Below are 18509 nucleotides of genomic sequence, written 5' to 3'. Positions count from 1 at the left end.
TACCTTGGAAAAAGTATGGCTAAAGCGTTATCCGGCAGACGTCCCCGCAGAGATTGACCCGGATCGCTATTCTTCTTTGGTGGAAATGTTTGAGAACGCAGCATTGCGTTATGCGGACCAACCTGCGTTTATCAATATGGGGGAGGTAATGACCTTCCGTAAACTGGAAGAGCGTAGCCGTGCTTTTGCTGCTTATTTACAGCAAGGTTTAGGATTACAAAAAGGTGACCGTGTCGCCCTGATGATGCCAAATCTGCTGCAATATCCTATCGCCTTGTTTGGTATTTTGCGCGCGGGCATGGTGGTGGTAAATGTTAATCCGCTATATACCCCGCGTGAACTCGAGCATCAGCTAAATGACAGTGGGGCAGCAGCCATTGTTATCGTCTCCAACTTTGCTCATACACTAGAAAAAATCGTTTTCAAAACTCAGGTTAAGCACGTCATTTTAACCCGTATGGGTGACCAATTATCGACAGCTAAAGGTACGCTGGTGAATTTCGTAGTGAAATACATAAAGCGTTTGGTGCCGAAATATTATTTGCCTGATGCCATTTCGTTCCGTACGGCATTACAGAAAGGCCGCCGTATGCAATATGTGAAGCCGGATGTTATCAATACGGATATGGCATTTTTGCAATATACCGGTGGAACTACCGGTGTGGCGAAAGGCGCCATGCTGACGCACCGGAATATGCAGTCTAATTTGGAGCAGGCGAAAGCGGCCTATGCGCCCTTACTGCAACCCGGCCATGAGTTGGTCGTGACGGCACTGCCGCTCTATCATATTTTCGCGTTAACCATGAATTGCCTGCTGTTTATTGAGCTCGGTGGGCGTAGCTTATTAATCACTAACCCACGTGATATTCCGGGAATGGTTAAAGAACTGAGCCGCTATCCATTCACAGCAATGACGGGTGTGAACACATTATTTAATGCATTATTAAATAATGAAGAGTTTAGCAAATTAGATTTTTCCTCGTTACGGCTTTCGGTGGGGGGCGGTATGCCAGTCCAGAAAGCCGTTGCCGAAAAATGGGAGAAACTCACCGGTAGACACCTTTTGGAAGGTTATGGGCTGACTGAGTGTTCTCCGCTTGTCACGGGCAACCCTTATGATTTGAAACATTACAGTGGCAGCATTGGCCTACCAGTGCCTTCGACAGATGTTCGCTTGGTTGATGATGAGGGTAATGAAGTCACTGCGTTCGGCGAGCCGGGCGAACTATGGGTGCGCGGCCCTCAAGTTATGTTAGGCTATTGGCAGCGGCCAGATTCGACCGATGAAGTGCTCAAAGATGGCTGGCTGGCAACGGGTGATATTGCCACTCTTGATGAACAGGGCTTTTTGCGCGTAGTTGATCGTAAAAAGGATATGATTTTAGTGTCTGGTTTTAACGTCTACCCCAATGAGATTGAAGATGTGGTCGCGTTACATTCCAAAGTGCTGGAGTCTGCCGCCGTAGGGGTGCCTAATGAAGTCTCGGGCGAGACGGTAAAATTATTTGTAGTGAAAAAAGATGCCTCACTGACGCCAGAAGAGCTGCTAACCCATTGCCGCCGCTACCTTACTGGGTATAAAGTACCGAAAATTGTAGAGTTCCGTGACGAATTGCCGAAATCGAATGTCGGTAAAATTTTGCGCAGGGAATTGCGTGACGAGCAAGTTAACACTAAGGCTAGCGAGCAAAACGCGGCTTAACTTAACTGAGTCACCTAATCATCATCAACAACGCCGGTCATCACCGGCGTTGTTGTGTTTGCCATAGACTATACCCCCAAAGATAACGGGTATAACGACCAAGAGAATGACGTTTTGAATTATCAGTTGATCACGACCGACAGTGCGTTGCAGCAGGCTTGCGAACAAGCTCAAAAACATGCCCATGTCGCACTGGATACAGAGTTTGTCAGAACACGCACTTACTATCCGCAGTTGGGCCTGATTCAACTGTATGACGGTGAACAACTTTCACTGATTGACCCTTTGCCTATCACACAGTGGCAACCTTTCCGCGAGCTGCTGCAAGATATCAATGTAGTGAAATATCTGCATGCGGGCAGTGAAGATCTCGAAGTATTCTTAAATGCCTTTGATCAGATGCCCACGCCGATGATTGATACTCAGGTTTTGGCCGCATTTTCTGGGCGCACGCTATCGTGTGGTTTTGCCATGCTGGTGAATGAATTTGAAGGTGTCGAGTTAGATAAAAGTGAATCTAGGACAGACTGGATTGCTCGTCCGCTAAGTGAAAAACAGTGTGATTATGCCGCTGCGGATGTGTTCTATTTGTTACCTTTGGCCGCTAAGTTAGTGGAAGCCACTGAGGCCGCAGGGTGGATGGATGCGGCGATTGATGAGTGCCAATTGTTGTGCCGACGCCGCAGCGAAACACTTGACCCGGAACTGGCATACCGTGAAATCACCAATGCTTGGCAATTACGTGGTCGTCAACTGGCCTGTTTGCAGAAGCTGGCTGCATGGCGCTTACGCCAAGCGCGTGAGCGTGATTTAGCCGTGAATTTTGTCGTGCGAGAAGAGAACCTATGGCAAGTTGCGCGTTACCAACCGACGTCACTAGGTGAGCTGGATTCTCTAGGGCTGAGTGGGCAAGAGATTCGTTATCACGGACGCACCTTGCTAGCGCTAGTGGCAGAGAGTGATGCTGTCCCTGAAGATCAACTCCCTCCACCGGTCATTAATTTGATTGATCAACCCGGTTACAAGAAAGTCTTTAAAGATATTAAAGCGCTAATATTATCAGTCAGTGAGCGCAGCGGACTTAGCAGCGAGTTACTGGCATCACGTCGTCAAATAAACCAATTACTCAGTTGGCATTGGAAACTGAAATCAACAGAAACACAGCCTGAGTTATTAAGTGGCTGGCGTGGTGATTTGCTGTCTGTGGAATTGACGGAGATTTTACAGCAGTATTAATCGAAATTCAGAGGGGAGGGAACTTCACTCTGAATACTTCAGTTTAAATTTATAGATAGTTTATGAATAACTGAAATAGAGATTAAGATTTTTCTTGTTTAGATGGGTATATATTAATAGCAGAAACAAAACTGGATATTTATACAGTCAATAACAGAAAACTCCCCCCTGTAAATAAATACAGGGGGGAGTTATTGCGAAGAAATCATTTAGGCGTTTCTTCCGTTTCCGGTAATGTCACGTTAAGTTCAAGTACCGAAATATCATCCCCTTTCTGCTCAAATTGCACGTGCAGCATTTCAGGGTCGATCTGGATATATTTACAAATAACCGCCAAAATATCGCGTTTCAAGTCAGGCAAGTAATGGGGCTCACTGTCCCCACGACGACGCTCTGCGACGATAATTTGCAGCCGTTCCTTGGCTATATTGGCTGTCGGTTTTTTGCGGGACAGAAAAAAGTCTAACAAAGCCATGGTTTATCCCCCAAAAAGGCGTTTCAGGAAGCCCTTCTTCTCTTCTTCGATGAAGCGGAAAGGACGTTCTTCTCCTAGTAAACGGTCAACGGTATCGTCATAAGCTTTACCGGCATCAGACTCTTTGTCCAGAATCACGGGCTCACCTTGGTTTGAGGCGCGCAATACAGACTGATCTTCTGGAATAACGCCAACCAGTGGGATCCTCAGAATATCGAGGACATCTTCCATACTCAGCATATCGCCGCGATTAACACGCCCTGGATTGTAGCGGGTTAACAGCAGATGTTCTTTAATCGGTTCCTGACCATTTTCTGCACGACGTGACTTGGATGACAATATTCCAAGGATACGGTCTGAGTCACGAACCGAGGAAACCTCAGGGTTGGTCGTGATGACGGCTTCGTCAGCAAAATACAGCGCCATTAATGCGCCACTTTCGATACCCGCTGGCGAGTCACACACCACGAACTCAAAATTCATGTCGCCAAGATCATTCAAAATCTTTTCAACACCCTCTTTGGTCAGGGCGTCTTTGTCACGCGTCTGAGAGGCGGGCAAAATATACAAATTATCTGTACGCTTATCTTTTATTAATGCTTGGTTCAATGTGGCATCACCTTGAATCACATTAACAAAATCATAAACGACTCGGCGCTCACATCCCATAATCAAGTCTAGGTTCCGCAGCCCGATATCGAAATCGATAACAACGGTTTTTTTACCTTTTTGGGCCAAGCCGGTTGCGATAGCCGCGCTTGATGTGGTCTTGCCAACGCCCCCTTTACCCGATGTAACAACAATAATGCGTGCCATGAAATGGATTCCTTGTCAAAAGGGCTTAATTTAAAGGTTGTATAGTTAATGCGTTATCCAGCAGATGCAAACGCGCAGCCTGACCAAAATAGTCGCGCGGGATCTGATCACTCAACCAGTACTGCCCTGCGATAGAGACTAGTTCAGCACCGAGATGCGTGCAAAAAATCTGGCATTGGCCATCACCTGATGCACCTGCTAGCGCACGGCCTCGCATCATTCCATAGATATGAATATTGCCGTCGGCAATTAATTCAGCACCGGCGCTGACGCTGCTGATAACAATCAAATCGCAATTACGAGCATAAATCTGTTGGCCGGAACGAACAGGTGTGTTGATAATTCGTGTCTTGGTAGAAACGTTTTCTGGTGGGCTGGCAACTGGCTCTGGTGCCATTTTCTGGCCTTTACCTTCACTCAGTAACGGCAAACCTGCCCGTGCTATTGCCCGTTTTTGACGTTCATCCTGACAACCACTGATGCCAACAATACGCAAACCCGCTGAGGTGACAGCCTGTTGGAGATCTTTCCAGTTAGCACCGTTAGGTAACGTTGCAACGTTAATCACAACAGGGGCGTTTTTCAGGAAAGCAGGCGCTTGATCCACCTTCTCCTGTAATGCCTGACGGATTACCTCCGGTCGCGAATCATGCAAATGAATGACCGAAAGGGTAAAACTACTGCCTTTTAACTCAATTGGCGATTGTGACATCTATCCTGACTCAGTTTCAGCTGCGTTTAATCCCCAAAATACCATTCGGGGTACAATATTCTGATCTTCCCAAGCATGTTATAGGTAATATAAAGAGAAATCTATCCGTATCAATATATTGAAATCCTAAAGCGTTAATGACTTCAATCTGACAAGAAATTACAGCATAACTTCCGCTTATTCGCTAGCCTTGGCCTGTCTATATTTGGCTATTATCACTGCCATGATTAAATTGGATATTTTTTCAACAGTCAGATTTACTTCATGCTGGTTTGTTGCCGCCCATAAAAAGCATTATTTTCAGTCAAACAAGGTTTTTTATCGAGTGACTCCAGTTTTTATAAGATATGACAATACGTAACCATTATTATCACTTTTAAGACGATGAAATAGAGTGGTTGATTATGGTTAATATCGACTTAGTGAAATAGCTCACAATAATATTTAAGAAAACTCTGATCAGATACTTTGTCAACGCCGACAGTAGAGAGCGTGCAATAATTAAACATTCACTGTCGGGCATCTTTTCTGTTCACTATAAACTGCGCCAATCAGTACTATTTTTAGTTATTTAATATTGAGAATGATAATCATTTTGTGATAATTTGCGGTTTTTACACCAATCACTCTAAAGGAAATCAACGATGAAAAGGAATTTCATCTCACTGTCATTTATCTGTGTTATTGCCACTTCTGCTCCAGCAACAAGCTGGGCTGATTTTAGCTATCACGCTGAAATTCCAAAAGATAGTAAGGTTTCTAAGGATTATCTGGAAAAACGTAAAGCACTGAGGTCTGTCACTCCAAATGCTGATTCATGGCAGCGGCAGCTTGATCAGGAAAAGGCACGGATAGACGCCGAGTCGGCAAAACGTGAAAGTGATAAACAGGCAAAATGCCAACAGCAGGGGTATCAGCAGAATAGACAGCAGGGATACCAACAACATCGACGCACCAACAATGGAAAGTATCAACATTATGTGCCTGACCCATGTGCACAGAGTATAGGTATAGACATCCCTATCTATTGAGATCTCAGACATGCAATCTAGCATGACGTGTTATAATCTTAAGCTAACTATGCAATTTTATTATTGAATTTACCAACCAGAGTCCAGAACATGCTTTGTGCTATCTACCGAAGCCCGAAACGGGATCAGACCTACCTTTATATTGAAAAGAAAGATGATTTCTCAAGAGTTCCTGCGGAGCTACTGGCCAGTTTTGGTCAACCGCAATTTGCGATGTTACTTTCATTAAACGAGCGAAAAAGCTTGGCGACAGCCGATATTGAGAAAGTGAAGAATGCGCTTGTCGAGCAGGGTTTTTATCTGCAAGTCCCACCGCCACCAGAAAGTTTGCTAAAAATGCATTTGGGTGAAACCAAGGCATAATCCCCTGTTTTATAAAGGAACGTGACGATGAAACTGTCAATAATTGCCATTGCTGTGACGACAGTCATCTCTGTAGGATGTTCCAGTAAGAATGCCGCGGCCCCGATACCAACCCAGCCGAGCGCCCAACAAGTTGAGGCTGATTCAGGCGCTGCAGCCGCGGCTTCTGTCAATAAGAACAGCACTACAACAACGCTCTCTCAGCAAGGTCGGGATCCGGCTCAGTTCCCGGCTTATGTCGAACAGTTGAAAGCGCATGCTCGTGCGCAAGGGATCAGTCGCGCGACGTTGGATATTGCATTTGCGAATATTCATTTTGTTGACCGGGTGATTCAATCTGATCGTAACCAACTAGAAAAGAAAGTCACATTAGATGATTATCTGTCTAAGGTTCTGACGACTAAAAAAATAGAGCAAGGTAAGGCAATTTATCGGCGCTATCAGCCCCAGTTATCACAAGCGACGGCACGTTATGGCGTACCAGAGCGCTATATTGTTGCGCTTTGGGGGCTAGAAAGTGGCTTTGGTAAAATTCAAGGTAAAGAAGACGTCATTTCTGCGCTCTCGACACTAGCATTTGAAGGCCGGCGAGAAGCATTCTTTACTAAAGAACTGATGGCCGCACTCAAGATTGTCCAACAAGGTCGAGTGGAAGACCCGCAATTGAAGGGGTCATGGGCTGGAGCTATGGGACAAAGTCAATTTATGCCCAGTTCTTTCCTGAATTATGGTGCTGACGGTGATGGTGACGGTAAAATCGATATTTGGAATAATATTGATGATGTATTTGCTTCAACTGCCAACTATCTATCTACTGAAGGTTGGACATCAGGGATAGGTTGGGGGCAAGAAGTACAGTTGCCAAAAGGGTTCAATGTTGCTCTGGCGGGTTTGAAAGATAATCAAGCCAAGACTATCGGGCAGTGGCAGCGGCTTGGTATCAAACCTGTATCTGGGAAGAAGATCACTCACCCTGAGTTACGTGCTTGGGTGATCGTTCCCGATGATGTGCAAGGGCGGGCATTTCTGGTTTATGATAATTTTCGGACCATTATGCACTGGAACCGCTCTTACTATTTTGCCATCAGCATTGGTATGATGGCCGATAGTGTTGGTCAATAATGTCTGTGGTTAAAATGACCGCGGTGTCGTGTCTATCAGGATGTGAATTCAGGAGAGGCAGTATGTATCAACATAGAGACTGGCAAGGGTCTTTGCTGGATTTTCCAGTAAATAAAGTGGTTTGCGTTGGCAGTAACTATGCCGAGCATATTAAAGAAATGGGGAGTACGGCCTCGGCGGAACCGGTGCTGTTTATCAAACCAGAAACGGCATTATGCGATCTTCGCCAGCCGGTCGCCATTCCGAAAGATTTTGGTGCTGTACACCATGAAGTGGAGTTGGCTGTTCTGATTGGCACGCCATTAAAGCAAGCCAGTGAAGATAGAGTGGCGCGTGCTATTGCCGGTTATGGCGTGGCATTGGATTTAACTCTGCGTGAATTACAGGCAGGTTTGAAAAAAGCTGGGCAACCGTGGGAAAAAGCGAAAGCCTTTGATGGCTCATGCCCAATTTCCGGTTTTATTCCAGTCGCTGAGTTCGGCGATGCGCAAGATGCTGATTTATCCCTGACCATTAACGGGGACATCCGCCAGCAGGGTAATACCCGCGATATGATCACCCCGATCATCCCATTGATAAGCTATATCAGTCGTTTCTTTACATTACGTGCAGGCGACGTTGTGTTGACGGGAACTCCGCAGGGGGTTGGGCCAATGATATCGGGCGATATGCTAACGATTAAGCTCAATGACAAGACGATGAGTACCCGTATAATCTAAAGTAGTTTAGGCCGCCTGTCCTTGTGGTTGGGCGGCAAATACTTGCATCTGGTAGCCAAAGCGTCTATAACGACCCGCTCATTTAGCTATATGCTTATTAACTGCACGTTCATTAACCACACCGGATACCGATATGTCGCAACGTCCATTTTGGCAACAAAAAACACTCGCTGAGATGTCAGATAGCGAATGGGAATCACTGTGCGACGGATGCGGTCAATGCTGTTTGAATAAGTTGATTGATGAGGACACTGATGAAATTTATTTCACCAATGTGGCCTGTGATCAGCTCAATATTAAAACCTGCCAGTGCCGTAACTATGAGCGTCGCTTTGAATTAGAAGAAGATTGCATCAAGTTAACCCGCGAAAATTTGGTCACTTTTGATTGGTTGCCACCCACTTGTGCCTATCGTTTAATCGGTGAGGGACAAGATTTACCGAGTTGGCACCCCCTGTTGACAGGGTCGAAATCAGCCATGCATGGTGAGCGGATTTCGGTGCGTCATATTGCCGTTCGCGAGAGTGAAGTCATTGACTGGCAAGATCATATTCTGAATAAACCGCAGTGGGCCAGATAATACTTACCTATTAATAAGCCAGATTTGGCTGACATACGCCGTATCTAACGAAGAAACTTAAAATATGAAATATTCAACATTAGCCGCTGTTATCATCGGCTTATCCGCTACATTAGGTAGCGTTTCACATCAGGCTCAAGCGGCTGGCGCATCATTAATTAATCTTGATTGCGAATTGAAGGATGGCGGGAATCTTACTGCGGTATTAGATGGTCCGAACCAACAATTAACCATTGATAAGTCGGTGTTTAAGTTTGTAAAAGTTAATCCAGAAGGTCAGGGTGAGTCGCTAATCTTCCAAAAGGCCAGTAGCGAGGAGCAGGTTATTGCGTCCCTCAATATTTCTGCGCTGCCAATTCGCTTGGCGGTTGTTGATGGTGAGCAAGCTAATCAATATATTTGTACGCACACTAAAGCTTAATTCGTTGATAATTAGTGTGAAAAAAGGCTGCCTTAGGGCGGCCTTTTTTATGTCAAAAGCGCGGACAGAAATAAAAAAGACGCCATATCATATGGCGTCTTAAATAGATAAAGATATGTATGGGACTTATCGGCTAAAAAGGTCGCGTCTTTTTGGCTTAACAAATTGGCTAATCAAGACGAGCACTGAGATCAATAAGTAAGCAGCGAAGATACCCACCAACCACTGTGGCATTTCTAATGTCAGGAATTCCCATTGTTTGACAGCACAATCACCGCTGGCAACAAAAATAGCCGGGAACCACTTATCCAATGGTAACCAAGAAGGGAAGCTTACAAAGAAATCACAGGTGGTGAATGGGGACGGATGCAGTTGTAGCATCGTATGTGTCCAGGCTAACTGAACTCCTTTCCAAGCACTGTAAATCCAGATGAAAATAGCCAGATAACGTAAGGGTGATTTAGGCGCAATAGCCCCTAATAACGCGGCACCCAGGATACCAAATAATGCGGCCCGTTCATAAATACACATCACGCAAGGTTGAAGCAACATTACGTGCTGAAAATAGAGCGCAACTAATTCTAATGCAAGTGCAGTCAGGGCCAGTAATAGCCAAGCACCGCGCCCTTTAGAGCAGCGGTTAAGGAATTGCAACATATCTTTATTTTCCATGCAGTAAGCAATTGTACCGGCAGTGTAAACCAATTCATCTTTGCTGCCAGCCACCCAAAGGTAAAATTAGGCAAAAATCAGCGATTTCTCGCGAATGACAGGCTGTCACGGGTATAAATTTTGCTTTGGATGAGATATTGGTTTGTCTTGCCAGCCCCGAATCCCTCGAAGATTATCCCCATCGTCGGTCAATATGCATGACGTTGGCTTTTAGGTCACCTTTCGCGGCGAAAGAAAGTGTAGGGCTGGCAGAGACAATAATGCAAGTCATCAGTGCGTGATGCTAACCCCTTCTGCAATATGAGGTAAACTTATCCAGCCACTTTGCGTCATCCATTCCGTCATGGGAACCAACAAAAACTCAACGCCCAACAAACCGACAACAGTCATTACGATAGTATATGGCAGAGCCATGTATACCATACGACCATAGGATAGGCGAATAAGTGGAGCGAGTGCTGAGGTTAACAGGAACAAGAATGCAGCCTGACCATTTGGCGTGGCGACAGATGGCAAGTTAGTTCCGGTATTGATGGCGACAGCCAGTAACTCAAATTGCTGGAGTGAAATGATGCCATGCTCAAATGCCTTTCGCGCTTCATTAATATACACCGTGCCGACAAAGACATTGTCTGATACCGACGACAGCAAGCCGTTAAACAGATAAAACAGCGATAATTGAGCTGACGGCGAAGATTGCAAAACGAATTGAATAATAGGTGTGAATAAACTTTGCTCAATAATAACCGCGACCACAGCGAAAAATACGGTGAGTAATGCGGTAAACGGCAGGGCTTCCTGAAACGCCTTACCCAGCGTATGTTCATTGGTGATGCCGCAAAGTGAAGTTGCAAGAATAATCACCGACAGCCCCACCAAGCCAACTTCAGCCAAATGCAATGCCAGTGCTAGCACAAGCCAAACACCGATCAGTGCTTGTACCCACAGTTTGACTTTTTCTTGCTGGGTGCGTTTTTCACTGGTTTGTTTATCATAATCAGTCAAAACCTGACGAACGCGCTCAGGGAGTTCAGCGCCATAGCCAAACAATTTAAAACGCTCGACCAGCAGACAAACCAATAATCCGCAACACAGTACCGGCAGAGTAACAGGCAACATGCGCATAAAGAAATCGGCAAAATGCCAGCCTGCACTTTTGGCGATAATCAGGTTTTGTGGTTCACCCACCATGGTCATCACCCCACCCAGAGCCGTACCCACACCAGCATGCATCATCAGACTGCGTAAAAACGCCCGAAACTGCTCTAGTGTTTTACGGTTTTCCTGACTGTCTATCCAACTGTCATCATTTATGTCTTTATCAGCGTGATTGGATGCTACATGGTGATAAATAGTATAAAAACCGACAGATACGCTAATGACTACCGCGATGACAGTTAAAGCATCCAGGAAGGCGGAGAGAAAGGCTGAAGCGAGACAAAAAGCTAACGAGAGAATGATTTTTGAACGGATATTTAGCAGCAGTTTAGTAAAAACAAACAGCAATAACTGCTTCATAAAGTAAATACCTGCGACCATAAACACCAACAGCAACAGGACTTCCAAATTATTAGCAATTTCTTCTGCAACCTGATGTGGGCTGGTCATACCGATCGCTACGGCTTGAATAGCCAGTAAACCACCGGGTTGTAAGGGATAGCATTTTAGTGCCATCGCCAAGGTAAAGATAAACTCAATAACCAACATCCAGCCTGCGAGGAACGGGCTGACAAAGAAGAACACCAAAGGGTTGATAATAAGGAACCCTATGATGGCCAGTTTGTACCAGTCGGGTGAACTTCCAAGAAAATTCCTGAGTATGGCTTGTCTAATGGTCATATCCATTGTGGGTCGTGGTCTCCTTCATAAATGATTATGGTGCTATTACTGTTCAAAGTTACATTTTACTTTACGTTATCGACCTAAAAGCAATATGTATAATCTGCTCATCATTGCATCTGCGCAATTTTTGCAACTTTATGACTGCTTTCACCATTTGTTCGGCTCTGGAGCTATATCAGAATAGAGTCGTCTGGTATGATGAGCGCACTAAATTGCTGATATGTATCGCTACGGAACGTCAAAAAATATGGTTATAAAGGCGCAAAGTCCTGCCGGTTTCGCGGAAGAGTATATTATTGAAAGTATTTGGAATAATCGCTTCCCTCCAGGCACTATTTTGCCCGCGGAGCGTGAACTTTCAGAGCTAATTGGAGTTACCCGCACAACATTGCGCGAAGTGCTGCAACGGTTAGCCCGCGATGGCTGGCTCACTATTCAGCATGGTAAACCGACGAAAGTAAACAACTTTTGGGAGACGTCCGGTCTTAATATCTTGGAAACACTGGCGCGGCTTGACCACGACAGCGTTCCACAATTGATAGACAACTTACTGGCTGTTCGAACAAATATCGCGACAATTTTTGTGCGCACAGCCATTCGCAATCATCCAGAAAAAGCGCAGGAAATTCTGGCTCAAGCACAGACGGTTGATGATAATTCAGAAGCATTTACTGCACTGGATTATGGCATTTTCCGTGGGTTGGCATTTGCCTCCGGCAACCCGATTTATGGTTTGATTCTCAATGGGTTGAAAGGGCTTTATACTCGCGTAGGGCGTTATTACTTCTCAAATCCAGAAGCGCGTAAGTTGGCACTGACGTTTTATAGCAAGTTGTCGACACTGTGTGATGAGAAAGGGCATGAGCAGGTTGTTGAATGTCTGCGAACCTATGGTAAAGAGAGCGGTGCTATCTGGCACAGTATGCAGGGCACCATGCCAAGTGATTTGGCTGAAGCTCGCCGCTAGAGAAAGGCGGCAAAACCGAAAAACAAAAGGGGCATATAGTGCCCCTTTTTGATGAGAATTAGCCGCGTTGAACTTGTTTAGAGCTTATTGGTTCTCTGCGGGATGCTATCGAGCAGTTCAATACTGCCATCATCATTCAACTGCTCCATGTGAATATCAAATCCCCAAAGCCGATGAATATGTTTCATCACTTGTTGGCGGCTTTTATCCAGTGGTGCTCGGTCATGCGGAATATAGCGCAACGTCAGGGACCGGTCCCCACGTAAATCCACGTTCCAGACCTGAATGTTAGGTTCATGATTGCTTAAATTATATTGAGCAGACAATTCATTGCGGATGGCACGATAGCCTTCCTCATTATGAATAGCTGAGATTTCCAGATAATTATTCTTATCATCATCCAGCACAGTAAAGAGACGGAAGTCACGCATCACTTTGGGTGATAAGAATTGGCTGATGAAACTCTCGTCTTTAAAATCACGCATGGCAAAATGCAGTGTATCCAACCAATCTTTCCCTGCGATATCAGGGAACCAATAATAATCTTCTTCCGTTGGGGAAAGGCAAATACGTTTGATGTCCTGAAACATAGCAAAGCCAAGAGCATAAGGGTTAATGCCGTTGTAATAAGGGCTGTTATACGGCGGCTGATAGACAACATTAGTATGGCTGTGCAAAAACTCCATCATGAACCGGTCGGTGACCTGACCTTCATCATACAGATGGTTAAGAATGGTGTAATGCCAGAAAGTCGCCCAGCCTTCATTCATCACTTGGGTTTGTTTTTGTGGATAAAAATATTGGCTGACTTTACGAACAATGCGCAGCACTTCGCGTTGCCATGATTCCAGCAATGGGGCATTTTTTTCCATGAAATAGAGTAGGTTTTCTTGCGGCTCGCTTGGGTAGCGTTGAGCCTGAGCTTGCACTTCTTCTCTGTCCTTGCGGGGTAGGGTTTTCCACAAAGAATTGACTTGGCTTTGCAGATACTCCTCACGACTTTTTTGGCGCGCAGTTTCTTCAACCAATGAAATTTTTTGCGGGCGTTTATAACGGTCTACTCCGTAATTCATCAACGCATGGCAAGAGTCCAGTAGCCGCTCAACTTCTTCTACACCATAGCGCTCTTCGCATTCACTGATGTAATGACGGGCAAATAACAGGTAATCAACGATGGAGCTGGCATCGGTCCATGCTCGGAATAAATAGTTATTCTTAAAGAAAGAATTATGACCATAGCAAGCATGCGCCATGACTAAGGCTTGCATAGTAATGGTATTTTCTTCCATTAGATAAGCAATACAAGGGTTGGAGTTAATCACAATTTCATAAGCCAACCCTTGCTGTCCATGCTTATATTTTTGCTCGGTTTCGATAAATTTCTTACCGAAAGACCAGTGCGTGTAATTAATTGGCATGCCGATACTTGAGTAGGCATCCATCATTTGTTCTGAGGTAATCACCTCTATTTGATGAGGATAAGTCTCTAGACGGTAATGTTTTGCCACTTTGTCTATTTGATCCAGATAGACCTGTAACAACTCAAATGTCCAGTCCGGGCCGTCAGTCAGGCGCTTATCTTGCGCGGTGTGTTTCGGTGTTGAAGTTGTCATTAGCGCATCCTCACGGTTTTATAACCCTGCAAAATACCGGTCACTTCAATAATCCTAGCTCAATATGAACAAACTGAGGCATGGCAAGACCTTATGTCAATATAGATTATTTTTTATCAATTGAATCAATAATCTTAAATGACAATTTATTAGATTATTATTCTGTTTATTTGCCGGTTAATCAGAACAATAATCTAATAAATTTCATTTATACAATATGCCAATTATTCATGCTGTAAATAAGGATAATTAGGTCGATTTTCAGTCTTTATTTCGCGTAATGGGTAAAAAATAGCATCTTATCGCTATTTCTCTGACGCTATTGAATTGGGAAGTCATTGCGCCGTAAATTAATTGTGAATAATGTCACAGTCTATAATTAATGTGTTGGATAGTTTTTTCTGCTGGGTTAATTTTCTGTCAACAGAATATTATGCTTTTGGTGTGATTTCGGAGTGGGATGATATGCGCATTGTCATTTTAGGAAGTGGTGTGGTGGGCGTTGCCAGCGCTTGGTACTTGGCCAAAGACGGTCATGATGTCATCGTGATTGATCGCCAGTCGGGACCTGCGCAGGAGACCAGTGCAGCCAATGCGGGCCAAATATCACCGGGGTACGCTGCCCCTTGGGCTGCACCGGGCGTGCCACTGAAAGCGATTAAATGGATGTTCCAGCGCCATGCGCCGCTCGCAATTCATCTCGATGGCAGTGCATTCCAATTGCGCTGGATGTGGCAAATGTTAAGAAACTGCGACACATCCCACTACATGATTAACAAAAGCCGAATGGTGCGGTTGGCAGAATACAGCCGTGATTGTTTAAAAGACCTACGTGCAGATACCGGCATTCAATATGAAGGGCGTCAGGGGGGAACGTTGCAATTGTTTCGTACCGAGCAGCAATTTGATAATGCCACTAAAGATATCGCGGTATTAGATGATGCGGGCGTGCCATATTCTCTGCTCACCGCTGACCAATTAGCGACTGTCGAGCCTGCATTAGCTAAGGTCGCGCATAAGCTGACGGGGGGGTTACGTCTGCCTAATGATGAAACCGGTGACTGTCAGCTATTTACGGAACGATTGGCCAAAATGGCTGAACAGGCTGGGGTGAAATTTATGTTTAACCGCTCGGTCGATAAGTTGTTGGTGGAGGGTGACCAGATTGCAGGTGTACTGTGCGGTGATGACATTATCAAGGCGGATGCCTATGTCGTTGCTTTTGGTGCCTACTCGACAGCGTTATTGGCCGGGTTAGTGTCGATTCCTGTTTACCCGCTTAAAGGATACTCACTGACCATTCCGATTACTGATCCCGCATCTGCACCATTTTCCACGGTATTGGATGAGACCTACAAGATTGCTATTACCCGTTTTGACGATCGTATTCGCGTTGGTGGTATGGCGGAAATCGTGGGGTTCAATACGCAATTGGCACAAGCACGACGTGAAACACTGGAAATGGTAGTCAGTGATTTGTATCCCCACGGAGGGAACATCAGTCAGGCTACGTTCTGGACTGGCCTGCGCCCAATGACACCGGATGGCACGCCTATCGTCGGGCGAACTTCTCTCAAAAACCTCTACCTCAATACGGGGCACGGCACCTTGGGATGGACCATGGCTTGTGGTTCCGGTCAATTATTGGCCGATATTATGTATGGCCGCCGCCCGGCAATCTTAGCTGATGATCTTGCGGTATCACGTTATAACGCTGGCTTTCGGCCATTGAATACCGCGCCTTTACACGATATTCATCCTGTTCGCTAAGGCACTTGTTGACAGTCACAGCTCTGCGGAGTGCCGGGCTGTGAAGCAATGAATTTATCTGAAAGGAATAAGCATGCCTCGCCCGATCTCTGCCTCGCTGAATTTATCTGCACTGCAACACAATCTGAATATTGTTCGGGGCTACGCCAAAACAGCAAAAATTTGGTCCGTTGTTAAAGCTAATGCCTATGGTCATGGTCTGGCGCGTATCTGGCAAGGGCTTGCGGCAACCGATGGGTTTGCATTACTGGATTTGAATGAGGCCGTGCTGCTACGTGAGCAGGGCTGGCAAGGGCCTATTTTGTTACTCGAAGGGTTCTTTCAGCCGCAAGACCTGAAAGTGTTGGACCATTATCGCCTAACCACAGCGGTGCACAGTGACTGGCAACTTGAAGCGATTAAAACTGCACGCTTGTCTACTCCCCTTAATATTTATTTAAAACTCAATAGCGGTATGAATCGCTTAGGTTTTCCCATCGGGCAGGTGGATGCTGTTTGGCAATGGGCGAAAAGTTTGAGCAATGTGGCTGAGGTAACCTTAATGAGCCACTTCGCCAATGCAGATAATCATATTGGTGCACAGACTCAATTTTCCGTGATTCAGCAAGCCAGTGAGCATCTTGCCGCAACACGCTGCTTTGCAAATTCAGCGGCAATACTGCGTAACCCAGAGACTCACTATGACTGGGTTCGTCCCGGCATTATTCTCTATGGTGCATCGCCCAGCGGCGACACAGCCGATATTGCGGGCATTGGTCTGCGTCCGGTGATGAATCTGAACAGTGAAATCATAGCGGTACAGTCATTGTCTTCGGGGCATTCGGTGGGGTATGGCAGTCGCTACACCGCCAGTGGCGCGCAGCGAATTGGTGTAGTGGCCTGTGGTTACGCTGATGGTTATCCACGACTGGCACCGAGTGGGACACCTATCCGAGTGGATGGCTTATTGACGCATACTGTTGGGGCGATTTCGATGGATATGCTGACGGTGGATTTAACCGCGTGTCCGCATGCGCAAATTGGTAGCAAAGTTGAGATCTGGGGTGAAAATCTGCCTATAGACAATGTGGCGAAAGCCGCTGGGACTGTGGGGTATGAATTGATGTGTGCACTGGCTAGCCGAGTGCCAGTGACTTTGTACCCTTGACGCAGTGGTAGGGCAACCCCGAATCACTTACTTGGGTAAGCTCATCGGGATTTTTTTGCGGCTTTGCGACGACGCCAATGGCTATGCGTGCAGGCTTCTAGTTTATTTTCTGCAAGGTCCCACGCATATGTTTACTGGTACGGCGCGCTAGCCATGCAAGTAAGCAACCAGCCAGCATAACGATAGCCAGTGAGAGTTTAGGCTCAATGGGCAGAGCCATTGCCAGCAGGCCCAATCCGGCGCCACCCGCCATCTGTACGAACCCGACCAATGCTGAAGCGACACCGGCTTCATTAGCATAAGGTTCCAGTGCATAACTGGTCGCCGGCCCCATCATAAAGGCCAAACCGGCGCAGGCGCTGGCGACCGGTAACATGTAAACCAGCCAGTGATGCTGTGTCTCTACCGACAGTTGAGTCAGGCCAAATAATAACCCCAGGCAACCCAATGCCATCAGTAAACTACCGGTCATCAGACACGTTGGTCGGCCGACTTTCTGGATAATTCGATTGGCAAAGAAGCTAACGGCCATAATCCAAAAACCATTGGCACCAAATACTAATGAGAATTGCAATGGGCTGAGTCCAGCGCCTACCATCAACACATTTGGTGCCAGTGAGACATAGGTTAATGCCATGCCCATAGCCCCGGCGTTTACCAGCGAGAAAATCAAGAAACGGTCGTCACGTAAGATGCGCAAATAATTTTTAATCGGCAAACTCTTCACTGGCTGCGTATCTGCCGGGCGGGTTTCTGGCAGGAAAATAATGATAAGAATGAGTACCAACAATCCATACAGCGCCAAGAACCAGAAAGGTGCTCGCCAGCCAAAAGCTTCGGCCAGTAGCCCCCCAAGCAGTGGCGCTAATGCCGGAACAATATTTAACGTGCCATTAAGGAAGCCAAAGGCACGGGCGGCCTCATTACCATTGAGACGGTCGCGGACGCCACTGAATGCCACCACTGCAGTACAGCAAACGGCAACACCTTGCAGCAGGCGCGAGCTGACAAACATCAAGGGGCTGACGGCAAGAGCGGCCATAATGGCACCAAGCATGTAGAGGACAATGCCAACAATAGCTATCGGTTTACGACCATATTTATCCACTAGAGGGCCGGCAATCAGTTGGCCGATCCCCAGGACGAGAATAAATAAGGCAATGGTGGATTGGATCAGTGACTCACTGCTATTAAGCCCTTTGGCTATGGCGGGAATCGTTGGTAGATAGAGATCTATGCCCAGTGGGCCTAGCAGAATCAGGCTTAACAGCAAGAAGAGAAATTTTTGCATAACAACAAAACAACATCCAAATGACACAGG

General features: G+C 46.1%; 18 protein-coding genes. 11 read left to right on the top strand and 7 right to left on the bottom strand.

The genetic code is table 11. From position 1 onward, the window contains the following. The first annotated feature begins 4 nt into the window (after nt 1-4). Together fadD and rnd are read left to right on the top strand one after the other, a co-directional pair. Nucleotides 5-1702: a long-chain-fatty-acid--CoA ligase FadD gene (gene fadD / locus ACIOG0_RS12055; RefSeq protein WP_050101165.1), complete on the top strand. Its 1698-nt coding sequence runs from the start codon at nt 5-7 to the stop codon at nt 1700-1702. A gap of 114 nt (nt 1703-1816) precedes the next feature. Beyond that, nucleotides 1817-2938, top strand: a complete 1122-nt coding sequence (gene rnd / locus ACIOG0_RS12050) for a ribonuclease D (protein ID WP_050101268.1) — start codon at nt 1817-1819, stop codon at nt 2936-2938. Between the two features lie 205 nt (nt 2939-3143). On the opposite strand, the gene minE is transcribed toward rnd, so the two are convergent. The 3 genes from minE to minC are packed head-to-tail and all read right to left on the bottom strand — an operon-like array spanning nt 3144 to nt 4941. Beyond that, nucleotides 3144-3413, bottom strand: coding sequence for a cell division topological specificity factor MinE (gene minE / locus ACIOG0_RS12045; RefSeq protein ID WP_002211180.1), 270 nt, complete (start codon nt 3411-3413; stop codon nt 3144-3146). Nucleotides 3414-3416: 3 nt separating this feature from the next. Then, entirely contained in the window at nt 3417-4229 is an 813-nt protein-coding gene (gene minD, locus ACIOG0_RS12040) for a septum site-determining protein MinD (protein ID WP_050101166.1), read from the bottom strand. Nucleotides 4230-4254: 25 nt separating this feature from the next. Beyond that, on the bottom strand, nt 4255-4941 hold the full coding sequence (minC, locus tag ACIOG0_RS12035) for a septum site-determining protein MinC (protein WP_050101167.1): 687 nt from the start codon (nt 4939-4941) through the stop codon (nt 4255-4257). A 644-nt stretch (nt 4942-5585) separates the two neighbouring features. Between minC and ACIOG0_RS12030 the strand changes: the two genes are divergently transcribed. The 6 genes from ACIOG0_RS12030 to ACIOG0_RS12005 all read left to right on the top strand — a co-directional run bounded on the left by ACIOG0_RS12030 (nt 5586) and on the right by ACIOG0_RS12005 (nt 9177). Further along, the gene (locus ACIOG0_RS12030; protein ID WP_050101168.1) at nt 5586-5972 is read left to right on the top strand and encodes a hypothetical protein; all 387 of its coding nucleotides are present in this window, start codon (nt 5586-5588) and stop codon (nt 5970-5972) included. 90 nt (nt 5973-6062) lie between these two features. Further along, nucleotides 6063-6335: a YcgL domain-containing protein gene (locus ACIOG0_RS12025; protein ID WP_050101169.1), complete on the top strand. Its 273-nt coding sequence runs from the start codon at nt 6063-6065 to the stop codon at nt 6333-6335. A 27-nt stretch (nt 6336-6362) separates the two neighbouring features. Next, complete coding sequence (locus tag ACIOG0_RS12020; protein WP_128451900.1) at nt 6363-7457, top strand: lytic transglycosylase domain-containing protein; 1095 nt, start codon at nt 6363-6365, stop codon at nt 7455-7457. 62 nt (nt 7458-7519) lie between these two features. Next, entirely contained in the window at nt 7520-8176 is a 657-nt protein-coding gene (locus tag ACIOG0_RS12015) for a fumarylacetoacetate hydrolase family protein (RefSeq protein WP_050101171.1), read from the top strand. A gap of 133 nt (nt 8177-8309) precedes the next feature. Further along, complete coding sequence (locus ACIOG0_RS12010; RefSeq protein WP_050101172.1) at nt 8310-8756, top strand: YcgN family cysteine cluster protein; 447 nt, start codon at nt 8310-8312, stop codon at nt 8754-8756. Between the two features lie 64 nt (nt 8757-8820). Beyond that, entirely contained in the window at nt 8821-9177 is a 357-nt protein-coding gene (locus tag ACIOG0_RS12005) for a hypothetical protein (protein ID WP_050101238.1), read from the top strand. Between the two features lie 126 nt (nt 9178-9303). Here ACIOG0_RS12005 and dsbB read toward each other — a convergent pair whose 3' ends face one another. Next, a complete protein-coding gene (dsbB, locus tag ACIOG0_RS12000; RefSeq protein WP_050101273.1) occupies nt 9304-9834 on the bottom strand; it encodes a disulfide bond formation protein DsbB in 531 nt (176 codons plus the stop codon). A gap of 285 nt (nt 9835-10119) precedes the next feature. Next, on the bottom strand, nt 10120-11694 hold the full coding sequence (nhaB, locus tag ACIOG0_RS11995; protein WP_050101239.1) for a sodium/proton antiporter NhaB: 1575 nt from the start codon (nt 11692-11694) through the stop codon (nt 10120-10122). Between the two features lie 244 nt (nt 11695-11938). On the opposite strand from nhaB, the gene fadR reads away from it, so the two are divergent. Continuing rightward, a complete protein-coding gene (gene fadR / locus ACIOG0_RS11990) occupies nt 11939-12658 on the top strand; it encodes a fatty acid metabolism transcriptional regulator FadR (RefSeq protein ID WP_050140585.1) in 720 nt (239 codons plus the stop codon). Between the two features lie 77 nt (nt 12659-12735). Here the strand turns inward: fadR and ACIOG0_RS11985 are convergent, their stop codons facing one another. Continuing rightward, nucleotides 12736-14271 carry a SpoVR family protein gene (locus tag ACIOG0_RS11985; RefSeq protein ID WP_050101897.1) on the bottom strand — a complete coding sequence of 512 codons (1536 nt, stop codon included), beginning with the start codon at nt 14269-14271 and terminating at the stop codon, nt 12736-12738. Between the two features lie 465 nt (nt 14272-14736). Between ACIOG0_RS11985 and ACIOG0_RS11980 the strand changes: the two genes are divergently transcribed. Then, the gene (locus ACIOG0_RS11980) at nt 14737-16041 is read left to right on the top strand and encodes a D-amino acid dehydrogenase (RefSeq protein ID WP_128451899.1); all 1305 of its coding nucleotides are present in this window, start codon (nt 14737-14739) and stop codon (nt 16039-16041) included. Between the two features lie 73 nt (nt 16042-16114). Then, nucleotides 16115-17188, top strand: coding sequence for a catabolic alanine racemase DadX (dadX, locus tag ACIOG0_RS11975; RefSeq protein ID WP_050140586.1), 1074 nt, complete (start codon nt 16115-16117; stop codon nt 17186-17188). A 97-nt stretch (nt 17189-17285) separates the two neighbouring features. Here dadX and ACIOG0_RS11970 read toward each other — a convergent pair whose 3' ends face one another. Beyond that, on the bottom strand, nt 17286-18479 hold the full coding sequence (locus ACIOG0_RS11970) for a multidrug effflux MFS transporter (protein WP_128451898.1): 1194 nt from the start codon (nt 18477-18479) through the stop codon (nt 17286-17288). Between the last annotated feature and the right edge of the window lie 30 nt (nt 18480-18509).

Origin of the sequence: Yersinia vastinensis, assembly GCF_044905075.1 — a bacterium.
GTDB lineage: Bacteria > Pseudomonadota > Gammaproteobacteria > Enterobacterales > Enterobacteriaceae > Yersinia > Yersinia vastinensis.
The sequence above is the reverse complement of the archived record's forward strand: the minus strand, read 5'-3'. Positions and strand labels throughout refer to the sequence as shown.